We start from the raw sequence: 12,218 nt of genomic DNA, 5'->3' as shown, positions 1-12,218 counted from the left end.
TATGGCTCTAAAACCTCTTAAAGATATCCCTGAGTGGTGGGAACTCTGTGCACGTTATCGATATGACATTTATGCCTTTGCTGTTGAGGCATTAGGTGTTACACCGACGTGGCAACAAGAATTACTTTTTGAATCTATCCAGTTTGATGGTAGCCGTACTTCTGTAGCTTCAGGCCATGGTTGCTTTGGTAAAGGCACAAAAATACGCTTAGCAAACGGCAAATGGAAACGTGTCGAAAAAATAACAATAAATGATGCCGTAATGGGTATAGATGGCTTTACTCCGCGTGAAGTCATCAAGGTCGTCCAAGGTTATCAAGAGCTTTATCAATTTGAGTATGCCAATGGCTCAAAGCATGTTTATAACAAATCGCATATTCTTTGCTTAGTCTCACTTGAAACTAAAAACGGCTGGAAAGCTGGTGATACCATGGAAGTATTGGTATCGAAATATCTAGAGTGGCCTGAAGAAACCAAGCAACAATTTGCAGCCTATGAATTTAGACATAGAAAACTTTGGCCTGTAAAAATAAAAAATGTTACCGCTTTGGGGGAAGGTGACTATTACGGCTTCGTACTCGATGGAGATGCAACCTTCCTCACAGCTGATGGTATGGTCCATCACAACACGGGTAAAACCGCTTCAGCTGGTATTGTTGCTTTATGGCATCTCTTATTCTTTGATGAATCAATCACGATGTTTACTGCTCCCCAGATCGGGCAGTTAAAGAAACAAGTCTGGAAAGAAATCAGTATTAACCTGGCACGGCTTAAAGCTGGTCCATTAGCTTGGCTTGCTGATTATGTTGGTTATCAATCTGAATTAGTCTATATCAAAGGCTACAAGGAAAAGTGGTATGTCTTTGCCAAAACCGCACCAAAGCACCAACCAACAAATTTAGCAGGGAACCATGCAGACAATTACTTGCTTTGGGGTGATGAAGCGAGTGGTATTGCAGATGAAATTTGGGATGTAGCTTTAGGAGCATTAACACACGTAGATAACCGTGCTGTTATGACATCTCAGCCAACCCGTAATGCGGGTATGTTCTATGAAACACATCACAAGTTAAGTCATAGGGCTGGCGGTGTATGGATAGCATTAACGTTCAATGGTGAAGAATCACCACTTGTAAGTAAGCAATCATTAGAAGAACAACGACAAAAATACGGTAGCCGTGATGATCCACAGTATCAAATCCGTGTTTTAGGGCAATTCCCTGATCGCGCTGATGAGTTCTTAATTACCAAACGTCAAGCCGAAGATATGTACGTCGGTGCATCGATATTTGAAGAACATATTTTTGGTTATGTCATCACTGTCGATGTGGGGGGGGGTGTGGGCCGTGATGACTCTGTTATTGCTGTTTCTAAAGTATGGGGTGAGGCACAATGGGGTGATCGTGCCCGACGTGTAGAAGTAGTTGATATTCCTTTGTGTAAGAACAGGGATGATATCACTGAGCTCTTAGCCAAGATTAATGAGTGTATCCTCAAATATCCTAATGCAACTCTTGTAGTTGATGATAACGGGGCAGGTAAAGGCTTAGGACAACTTCTTAAGAAAAATGGTATTTGGTATATGCCAGTGTATTGGGGCGGTGCTTGCTTCAACAATGATAATCGTAAAGAGTATGTGAACAAGCGTGCATTGGCCTATGTTTGTCTAAAACGTGCTATTGAGTCGGGAAGATTCAAAGTTAAAACCAAGAAATACAAGGTCAAGATTCAGGACCAGATTATAAAAATTCCATATACTTTTGATGAACATAGCCGATACAAGATACTAAGCAAAGATGAGATGAAGCGCCAAGGGATTAAATCACCCGATTTGGGCGATGTTTTTGCATTCTTGTTCCTAGAAAACGTATTCTATACGGAAGCATATGAAAGTGTGGTAGTTGCAGATGATAGTCCAGAGGCACAAGAGCGAGCAGCGCGCAAATCAAGGTTTGACAAGCTGAAAGAGGCAGCAAAGACAATTGAATAGAGTATTTGGAACTTAAGGAAATTTTAGCCAAATCATGGAATTAATATTCAAACTTAATTAAAAGTTTGGATTGAAATATGGATTTATATAATCACCCTCAATGGAAAAAAGATGTACTAATTTATCAAAATGATATTAAGAAGTTTGCGGTTGATGCATTTGGATTTATTCCTACATGGCAGCAAGCACTTTTTTTTGAAAATATTCAGGTCAATGGTAATCGGGTGTCAGTCAAATATGGATGGGGTTGTGACGAAGCTATGATGGATGCATTCGCAATCACTATTTTGCATAACTTATTGTTCAAAATCGATTCCTGTACATTAATCCTGACGCCACAGAAAGATATCAAGCATTTAGTTTTAAGGGAGTGTATAGCAGGATTTATTAAGAAGATATCTCAAAATGCTTTGGTGTACTTAGCTAAATATATTGTTGGAAAAGCTAAATCATTTTGCATCAAAGGACGGGAATATTTTGCAAATGTAACAATAAAAAGGGAACAAAGTCGAAATGAACCTCACTCAATAGCAGGGACATTCAGCGAAAACTATCTATTGATTGTTATTGATGCAGCAAGAATTAATCAGTCATGGTTAGAAGTTGGTTGTGGTAGTTTGGTCCATCATGATAACAGATGTATATTTTCGCAGAAAATGGATACTGATATATCCTCAGAAGGCTTTTTTTATCATACCCAGCACAGTGAAAAATGGAAATCATTAACATTCAGTGCGGCTGAGAACCCCTTATATGAATGGGATGAACACGGGAAACTCGCTATAGCCTCAGATTTAAAGCCGTGTATTGTTGATGGAAATTTTTTTAAGAAGTCAAACTAGATTATATAAATGTATTTGGAACTAACCGCCTGAGAAAGAGTACTTCTAGAACAGAATAACCATAGTGGACAAATGGGTGAACTATGGTTATTCAATATTATTTAACAGATGCTGGGAAAGGCGTGGCACTTAACGCAGCAAGTCTAGGCTTGAATGTTTCTTTATCCCATATCGCTATAGGCACTGCTAAATATGAACCACTGACAGCATTAGGGAATTCTTCTTTAGTTGCTGAAGTAGGTCGCTATCCATTAAATGGTGGAGGGGTAGAACCTAATTCTCACACATTGAGATTTGTATCAAGTATTGAGCCGATTATTACTGCTGATGGTTTTGAAATAGGTATTTATACCGATGCTGGTGTTCTTTTTGCGATTGCTGCTACAACAACAAATACTCCTCTTATTCGCTTAGTGGAAAATATTGTCACCATTTCTACTTTTGGAATGATACTTTCTACAATTAATCTTGCAAATCTGATCGTTACGATTGACCCAAATACACCAATCTGTATTGCTTTGATGAATCAGCATTTAGATCATCCCAATCCACATCCGCAATATGCCTTAAATGTCGATGTAAATGCATTCAACAAGTATTCATTACTTGAAAAGCATATTTTGGATTTAACTGCTCTGGACTCGAACACGTATTACCCGGTCACTATCGATCTAAGAAGTCGACAAGATTGTAAATTTTATATTGATACACCGCTATATACCTATACTTGTCCTTGGTCCACGCACCACTCAAACACTTTTAATATTTATGCGGAGTGGAGCGATTATAGGCTAGCGTGGGGTGAAAACCTTGGTCTTAGGAATATCGATAAATTTCAATTTGTTTGGTCTGAAAAATCACCAATTATTAAAATAGATCAAATTTATTTTAATAGTCACGAGTATTTTTACGCTCGTGGTGGGACAAAATACATTCTTTACACTGAAAAAGGATTATCTCCTGTCTTACATACTAGTAGCCAACACTTTGAGGCTATAGGTTCAGTTAATGATCTACATACATTTGATCTAAATTTGATCAATGTTAATGACGTTAACCCCACAATGTTTCCGGAACCAACTTTATTAAAAAAACGTGAACATTTGGATGCATATGATCCACATCCACAATATGCTCGCCAAACAGATCTTGAAAATGAGCAATTATGGCGTACTCAGGCAGATGCAGATTTATTGCAGAGAATAGGTTGGGAGAGCGATGCCCGCATTACAAATGACAATCAATTACAGGGAAATATAGATCAAGAACGAGGCTGGCGTGAGAGTGCAGATAGTAATTTACAGCAACAACAGAATACAGAACGTGACTCGCGAATCTATAGCGATAACTTACTGAATGACAAAATAGATCAAGCTAATACTGCAAGAGTTAATGCAGATAATGCATTGTCTGATCGAGTAACGATTTTAGAAAATGCCCCACCACTACAAGTGATTGGGGTGGGTCAATCAATTGTTGATGTTAAGAGTAATCGAGCTGCTAATACAACCTATTGGAATACAACAGGTCGAGCAATTGAAGTTTCGATAGTTGTGCGAGCGTACCACGATGGAGGCAATCAACCGGTTAATCTATATGTAAACACCATTTTTCGAGCTGGAGCTCAATGTGATGTGGGTCCGGGTGGGTGGGTAGTTTCCACATTATCATCAGTTGTGCCAGACGGAAGCAACTACAGGATAAACTCAGGTGAGGTTGTGGCTTGGACGGAGTTACGATAATGAAATATTTTAAAGATTCTAATGGCCAAGTTCATGCACTTGAATCGGATGGTTCTCAAGATCATTTAATTTTAAAAGATATGAAAATGATGACTAAAATCGAAATTGATCATCATTTATATCCTGAAAATTATTTAACTGAGGATGAAAAGAACAGAAATTATTTGAATTCTTTACAGCCACTTGAGAGACGTCAGTTTTTACGAGCTCTAGTTGAGTACAACGAATACGAAAATCTGAAAAAAGCAATTGGAGACATTGGCGATAATAAGCAAAGAAGCATTGTAGAAATTGAGCTGAATGAAAGTAGAATTTTTGGTCGACTCAATGAATATACATTGATTATGTTTTCACTCATTGGTTTTGATGAAACTAAAATTAATGACTTCTGGGAACATGGGCTACTCCTATGATCAACGAATATCGAAATGCCATAAGGGACCATATAAATAGAAATATTCAGCAAGGGAAGTTGAATAATCTAGTTGTTTGGGATGTACAGTCGGATGAGGCAAAGGATCCAACACTATTGAGTTTCCGTATCTACGGCACCCGTCAGCATGTTGATGTTATTCAGGTTGCTTGTGGAGTAAATGGTATTTGGGAGAAATTGCCAGAGAAGCGTATAGCTGTACCATTAATTATCGATGTTTTGCGCTTGCGTAACGAATACGTTTTGTAGGAGGGAATATGTCTAATAATGACCATTTCCAACAAGCCTACTTGCAAATGCAAGAAGCATTAAAAAACGGAAGCTTGCGTAGAGACTTGCAAGGGCGAAGAAGTCAAGATAATAAGCAGCGTGCATTTGCTGAGAAAGAAATTGAATTTGATGATCGCGGTCGGAAAATTCCACGACCAATGTTTTTACGCCCTGAAGATATTGCTAAAGGTAAAGACTACGATGTTGAAAAGGTTCTATATACAACATTAGGCCTACAACCTGGTGAGCCACCACGTCGAATTACCAGAGATGATATTCTAGCTTTTCAAGACAATATTCTGCTACTGAAGGACCAGTATAAGAAGGGTATTACCATTCAGAATATTATTAATTTGAGTTTGGCTGATGATATCCAAAGAGCAAATGAACAAATTTATTTAGCGGTACCCTTAAGTCGAAAAAGTGGATTAGTTCACTTTCTCACAAATGCAGGTCCTAATAGTAAAGTACAAAATCACCATGTTGAAGTTGAATTTACTAATTTCACATCTGTTGTTTTTGACATTAAAAAAGAAGCAATTTCAACCGTTAAAAATAGATTGGCAAACGGAAAAATTAGATTTGAGTGTGATTGTGAACGGCATACATTCTGGTATCGATACATGGCAACAATCGGAGGCTATTGTTTAGGCCGTCATGAAGGGGGATTTCCTAAGGTAAGAAATCCGCATTTGTCCGGTGTAGCATGTAAACACGTTCTTCGTGTTGCTAAATGGATCACTTCACCCGCTGGTATCCAATATTTAAAAAAACAAGTTGAAGCAGATCGTAAAAAACAAGTTGGAGCCCGTTATAAGCTTTCTGATGCACAAATCAATGACCAGATCAGCCAGCAAGTTGAAGATTTACAAAATGGTATGTCTAAACCAATTGTCTCTAATATCCAAAAAGCTGAACAGGAAATGATGCGACGGGCAGAAAAAGTCGCCAAAAGGCATTTTGCTAAGCAGATGAAAGAAATCAAAGCACTTGAAAATAAGATGCATAAGTTAATGGTTCAATCACGCCTTGAGGCTGTAATCCACACATTGAATAAAGATAAACAATCTCAAGCTAAACGCATGGCAGATTTGTGGGTAAGAAACGAAATCAGCCAAGATGATTTTGATATTTATATGAGAGGTCTAAATGCTAAATAGTGCAGTAAATCGTGTAGCAAATGGCCGTCATCTTGCAGCAAGACGTGTTGTGATGAACACATTAGGGAGTATTCCAACACAAGTATGGCGTAAGCGTATTGTTTACAGTAATCCTATCGATGCAGAAAAGCCTGTAGACCTTTTATCCTTTGAGGCAAATGCATTATCGATTCAGGATGAGCCTAACTACGAATATGATCCACTCGGGTTTGCGTTTGTACTTCCAGATAAATTTAATGGGGGCGTAATTCATAAAAATAGCAGTATGAATAACCCAAGTGATTTAACACTCATCGTACAAATTGCAGCTTATAACGCTGAATTAGACACGCTCAAAGAGCAAATTAACCAAATCCCAGATTTAGAGTTTCAGGAAGGGGATTTACTGGCATTAATGATTTATGAAGGCTTTATTGTCTGGTTTGAAATTGTGCATATCACAGGTCAAACATTAATGTCTGATTTTGGCAAAAAGTACGTGTTGAATCGCCGTGATGAGTTGGGGTTGGACCCTGTTAAATCGGAAGTGGAACTAAGGGTGGCAATCAAAATGTTAAGAGATTTAATAGAGTTTAAGCGCGGTGAACAATTTTTTACTTCAGTAAGCTTTTCAGATTTGGAAACAGAACAACCTATAGATATTACTTCCGATATGGTTATTGAAGCGGTAGTGAAAAGCAATGCAAACGAAGACATAGCTACGCTGATATCTAGCCCAGATTTAAATCAAATAGGGTTGGTTGATTTGGAATCATTGGGTACAACCGAAATGTGGAAAGTAGGATTTGCTCAACTAGAAATATCATTGAAAAGCCAAGGTAAATTGCTAGGCCAACATGTTATTGCTTTCAAGGTGATTGAATAATGAAATCAAAAGCACATCTTAATCTTGGGGGTAGCCGTCCTTCAAATTGGGGAGCTGTTAAAGGCAATATCGATGACCAAGTCGACTTAATACAGTTACTTTCTACTAAAGCAGATAATGATGAATATATCGCTTTAGTACAAAGAGCAGATGAGTTAGAAGGTGAATTAGGAGGTAAAGCCGATTTAGTTCAAGGAACTATTCCTGAGTCACAATTACCTAATTCATTAATTCAATTACAACCTCAGATTAATGATTTAGGTATTAATAAACTTGATAAAATTGAATATCAACAACATTTTAGGGGATTGCATGATAGCTATGCAAAACTCATAGAAGCAATCCCGATTGGTAATGATGGGGATTACGCACATATTAAAGAATCACAAAATTTTGGACGATTATCTGCAATCTGGAGTGGTACACCTGGTGTTTGGAATATTTCTGGAATAAATGTCGGATCTAATACCGATGAGGTACCAGAAGGCAATCAAAACCTATATTTCAAAGTAGAACGTGTATTGGTATCAGTGATCAATGGATTCAATCCGGTAAACACAGCTATTATTGCAACTGATACTGTTGTTCAAGCCATAAGCAAGGCTCAAGGTCAGATCAAGAATATCATTGATAATTTTGCGTCAAATGTCAGATCAACATTGTTAACAGGGCTGAATACAAGTAATGCGACTAAAATTGTTGCAGGTGATACTTTTATTCAGGCATTCGGTAAAACTCAAGCACAATTGGACACAATTCCTTCACCAGTAACTTGGGTTTCAATCGCAACAATTGGAAGGCTAGCTGCTAATGTGGTTGATAGGGACCTACAGTTTGCCAAGATCAATGGTATTTTGTGGGTAAGAGGGAGTTTTACACTGACGGGAGGTATTACAGCAAACACCCCATTCATATTCATCACAAATAAAAACTATAAGATTGTAGCATTTAGACCTAACAGCTCCACAAAACAGTTGGCAGCATTGCAGATGCACACCGACAATTTCATTATCCGACAAGCACTATATTTTTCTGATCACAATGTTACGTCTGATTACGAAGCTGAGACAGTTTCTCAAAGCATACAAACGGGAGCTGCTGGTATTGGGGTAGCAGATGGTGTAATTGTTATACAGCCAATGCCAATTGGTATTTTAGCGATTTGATGCTTTTAATTATTTCGGAACTTGAATAGTTTTTATGTTGTTCTTTTTTTGATAATAAACAAATATTCGTAAATAAAGATATAGATTATGACTTTTTTAGTGCTTAACGAAACAAATAAAAATACTGGCGATAAGGGCATGGTTGCACAATGTACGTCAGCAATTTTTAATTATCAGGTTATAGGCAATGGTGCTGTGGTTGATTTCTTTGGCAGCAATCACCCCAATGCTGATATTGGGAATGAAGAACATTGGTCGCCAATTGTGACAATTGCTGCCGCGTCGCCTGACAGTGAACCATTTAGACAACATGCTTGGGACAAAATACGATATGTTGTAACTGCTGGAAACAGTGTAGAAATTTATGTTTCTAGTGGTGTGTCTGGTTAAAAATTCCTAATTTGAAAAAGCCTATCAATTGATAGGCTTTTTTACTTTTTAAAGTTAAATGATTTCAACGGGCAATTGGAACTTTATAATTTCAATTTTTTACAGCATGCGAAAGTAGGTTATCAATTTTCTTAAACCTACACGCAGGTGAAAAAAATGTTTGATTTACCAGATCAACAAAAAACGCATTTCCAAGCACAAGTATCAGCTGTGAGCGAATGTCAGAATTATTTCTATAAAAGTGGCGAGACTGCTGGTTTTGATAGTGCTGCTGGTATGCCTGAAGTTTTACCAAGTGCTTTGCTAGGCATCTTAAATATTGTTGGTTTTGACAGTGCCTCAGATATTGATAATGGTATTAAAGTAGGTATTCAACAATATCAATACTGTCATGGTGGTGAATTGCCGCATCCTTCGGTTATTGCAACTGCATTAGATGCTGGCTTATCTATGGCAAAAAAGGTGCACGGATTTACTGGAACTCTTAAAGATAACCTTTCAAGCTTAGAAACTGGATTCGATGATGTCAGCAATACGCATCAGGAGTCGGTAAGTATTGTTCCAGCAATGACGGTTGCAACCATTGCTACGGTTATCGCGTATGCCGCACCAATCATTGCATATATTCCAAATAACAATGGTTCAAATGAAGTGCCGATTGTAGCTGCCCGATTCACAACCGATCGTGCCTTCGGTGCAATGGATAAGGGCGATTATCTTGACGGAGTAAATGCATCAAAACCATACTCTGAGGGTCGATTCCGCTTTGCATTAAGTAATGGTGGGAATGGTGCAGTTTATACAGTCGTAGCTCACACGAAGTATGATGATTTTGCAGCTAAAACCCCAGATACGAATACGCCTTTGTTACCATTTATTGGTGGTAATATCTCAATCCGAATTAATGGCAAAGAGGTAGCTCACACTCGTAACCGCAGTAAATCAAAGCTTGCGGGTCAAATTTCTGCAATTGCTGAAAAGAAAGCTGTTATTGCAGGTACCGTATATTCAGTTACAGCAAGCACAATTAATTTAGACACAAGTGCAATTTCTGTAACATTAAATCAAGCCTTGCCTGCTGGCGCGAAACTAGAAGTGTTCTTAATCGCAGATTACGATGCTCGGGATAATAACAATAAATTTAAACTTGAGCCTGTAGGCGTAAGTATTGCACCAGATTACGAAACTTTAGTAAGTGCTCCTATTGTTACGCAAATTCGCGGTTCGAAATTGTTAGTCAACCAGCTTACAAATGAGTTGAATGTCGGTTTTGTTGGAACAGCTTTGTCTTTGATGCAAGGTAAAATTTATCTCGAACAAACTGTGCGTTTGTTAAGTGAAGGTAAAGAGCGTGCTATTTACAACGAACGTGAGTTTACATTTGACGCAAGCCGTGGTGTAACTGGCAACTTAGCAGCGGCATACAATACCACAGGCGACTTGTTCGGCGAATTCATGAAATATCTTGAAGCTGCCAAAACCCAAATTGTCCAAGATACAGGCGGAGCAACAGTAGGCTTTGACTTGTATGTAGGAGACAGTGCGAAAGTATTCTTTGCACAGTTATCTTCAGACAAAATGCCAACTAAAACTGGTGCAACAGCGGGCCATGGACAGATCGTGCGAATTGGCACTCTAGCAGATGGTACAAATGTTTATCATGTGCCTTCTTCAGCCGAAGTGTTAGTTGAAGCAGGTCAAGCTTTTGAAATGCTTTTGGTTGGTCGTGGTAGTGAACCTGTACGAAACCCGATTGTCGGTTTTATTGAAATGCCCCTTACTGTTAGTGAAGCTACGCCTGACCCTCGTGAATCACTCTTAGCTCTTATCGGTTCGCAAGCTGCGGAACTCAACCCACTAGATCGTTATGCAGATCAATTCTCGTTACTAAAAGCGATCAATATGCCAAAACTCAAAGATTAATACCTCAAATTGAATAAGGCGCAATATGCGCCTTATTCAATTACATCTAGATATTCACAATTTTAAAGGGTGGTGAATTCCCATGACACAAGCTCAAGATAAAATACAAACAACAAATGATGACGCAAAAGTGACGGAAACGAAAAAACGTGGTCCTAAGCCGAAGCAACAAGCTGAGGTACAAACTGAATCGAACCCAGCTCCTAATGCGGACAATGTAAAACTTGGTGCGGAAAATAATTCCGGTGTGAGTTCATCTTCTCAAACTGAATTAGCTTCTTCGGAACAACCTGTGACTGGTGCAGGACTAAATGATCCAAATCCCGAATTCCAAGTTTCCCTAGACGCGGTAAAAACTGATGGCGAGGATCAAGGGAATTCGAACAGTAACCAAGACAACAATGGAAACTCTGAGAAGGCTAGTAGTTCTGAAAATACTACTGATCTCAAGAATGTAAACCCTGAAGAAAAACAGATTAGTAATGGTGATTCCGAGAGCAAAGATGAACAAAATGTAAACAACGAAAATATCGTTGTTCAAAAAGTCGACCAAACTCTCACCATACCAAAATCTGCATTGACCATCAAAGTTAAAAATAACGGCTACAAAGCTGTATATGAGCCTTTTTCAAAAGTTTCTATTGAACCTGGTGAAAATGAAACTGTTATTGAATGTGCTAATCGAACTGACTTGAAAACAGTCCTAATAAATATTGATCAGCTTAAAACTCTTGGGAAAAAAGTTGAGGTTTTAGAAAATGAATGAATTCGATGGTACCAATCCGATTTTATCTGCTTTAGGTGATATGGCCATTGTGCGCGATGTCACTATCTTGAACAAAGGATTTAAAAAACATATAGAACCATTAACAGGTATTCATTTGCTTCCAGAACAAACTGTGATTATTAGAGTCACAGGTGATGCAGCATTCGAAAACATCAAAAAAAATATTGATCAAATAAATTTTCTTAAAAATAATTCGATAGAATTCAACTTTGAATTATCTACTGATGAATCTTAACTAGAATAATTTTCTATCAAAAAAAAACTCTACTTTGTGTGGAGTTTTTTTCATATTGGAACTCCGTTATTTTAAATTTTTTTGACATTGCAAAATATATAAAAGGTTTAGCCAAAGGGCAAACAAAGTGAACACAACAAAGATATTAGGTGAGGCTATTGGCATCCAGAGCCAAGGCATCATAGATAACACTGAGACTCTAACTAATGAAGGGCTTACCAGTGCTGTAATTGTTGGGCAATTTATCCGAGGTCGCTTTGATAAGCCAATGACTATTCATAAAGGTAATATCCGCGGTCAATTGGGTTATGAGCCTCAAAACCCGTTTTACAACGCAGTACAGGACTGTTTAGACACTGGTGTGCCGAGTATTCAAGTTTTGCGTGTTGGTGGAACTCATTCAGAGGAATAATGG

Annotated in this window: 12 protein-coding genes and 1 pseudogene; all 13 read left to right on the top strand. The window is 38.2% G+C overall.

The window, feature by feature from the left end:
• Position 1 precedes the first annotated feature (1 nt).
• The 13 genes and pseudogenes from A7P55_RS17900 (at position 2) to A7P55_RS22880 (ending at position 12,215) form a co-directional block, all read left to right on the top strand.
• On the top strand, positions 2-1,990 hold the full coding sequence (locus tag A7P55_RS17900) for a Hint domain-containing homing endonuclease (protein WP_171553148.1): 1,989 nt from the start codon (positions 2-4) through the stop codon (positions 1,988-1,990).
• 77 nt (positions 1,991-2,067) lie between these two features.
• Complete coding sequence (locus tag A7P55_RS17895; RefSeq protein WP_171553147.1) at positions 2,068-2,832, top strand: hypothetical protein; 765 nt, start codon at positions 2,068-2,070, stop codon at positions 2,830-2,832.
• An 83-nt stretch (positions 2,833-2,915) separates the two neighbouring features.
• A complete protein-coding gene (locus A7P55_RS17890) occupies positions 2,916-4,574 on the top strand; it encodes a phage tail protein (protein WP_171553146.1) in 1,659 nt (552 codons plus the stop codon).
• Entirely contained in the window at positions 4,574-4,987 is a 414-nt protein-coding gene (locus A7P55_RS17885) for a hypothetical protein (protein WP_171553145.1), read from the top strand. The genes A7P55_RS17890 and A7P55_RS17885 overlap by 1 nt, the downstream gene beginning before the upstream one ends.
• Positions 4,984-5,256, top strand: coding sequence for a hypothetical protein (locus A7P55_RS17880; RefSeq protein ID WP_171553144.1), 273 nt, complete (start codon positions 4,984-4,986; stop codon positions 5,254-5,256). The genes A7P55_RS17885 and A7P55_RS17880 overlap by 4 nt, the downstream gene beginning before the upstream one ends.
• Before the next feature lie 8 nt (positions 5,257-5,264).
• Complete coding sequence (locus A7P55_RS17875; protein ID WP_171553143.1) at positions 5,265-6,437, top strand: hypothetical protein; 1,173 nt, start codon at positions 5,265-5,267, stop codon at positions 6,435-6,437.
• A pseudogene (locus A7P55_RS22885) lies at positions 6,427-6,954 on the top strand (hypothetical protein); the annotation flags it as partial. The gene A7P55_RS17875 and the pseudogene A7P55_RS22885, both read left to right, overlap by 11 nt.
• Positions 6,955-7,301: 347 nt before the next feature.
• Positions 7,302-8,468: a hypothetical protein gene (locus A7P55_RS17865; protein ID WP_171553142.1), complete on the top strand. Its 1,167-nt coding sequence runs from the start codon at positions 7,302-7,304 to the stop codon at positions 8,466-8,468.
• Positions 8,469-8,555: 87 nt separating this feature from the next.
• Positions 8,556-8,858: a hypothetical protein gene (locus tag A7P55_RS17860; RefSeq protein ID WP_171553141.1), complete on the top strand. Its 303-nt coding sequence runs from the start codon at positions 8,556-8,558 to the stop codon at positions 8,856-8,858.
• A 156-nt stretch (positions 8,859-9,014) separates the two neighbouring features.
• On the top strand, positions 9,015-10,781 hold the full coding sequence (locus tag A7P55_RS17855; protein WP_171553140.1) for a hypothetical protein: 1,767 nt from the start codon (positions 9,015-9,017) through the stop codon (positions 10,779-10,781).
• 82 nt (positions 10,782-10,863) lie between these two features.
• Positions 10,864-11,547 (top strand): hypothetical protein, encoded by a 684-nt coding sequence (locus A7P55_RS17850; protein ID WP_171553139.1) that lies wholly within the window; start codon positions 10,864-10,866, stop codon positions 11,545-11,547.
• Complete coding sequence (locus tag A7P55_RS17845; RefSeq protein WP_171553138.1) at positions 11,540-11,803, top strand: hypothetical protein; 264 nt, start codon at positions 11,540-11,542, stop codon at positions 11,801-11,803. Before A7P55_RS17850 ends, A7P55_RS17845 begins: the two co-directional genes overlap by 8 nt.
• Positions 11,804-11,930: 127 nt before the next feature.
• Positions 11,931-12,215 carry a hypothetical protein gene (locus A7P55_RS22880; protein WP_171553137.1) on the top strand — a complete coding sequence of 95 codons (285 nt, stop codon included), beginning with the start codon at positions 11,931-11,933 and terminating at the stop codon, positions 12,213-12,215.
• Positions 12,216-12,218: the final 3 nt, after the last annotated feature.

It is taken from the genome of Acinetobacter sp. Ac_5812, assembly GCF_013072695.1.
Classification (GTDB): domain Bacteria; phylum Pseudomonadota; class Gammaproteobacteria; order Pseudomonadales; family Moraxellaceae; genus Acinetobacter.
This window is presented reverse-complemented; position numbering and strand designations above follow the sequence as displayed.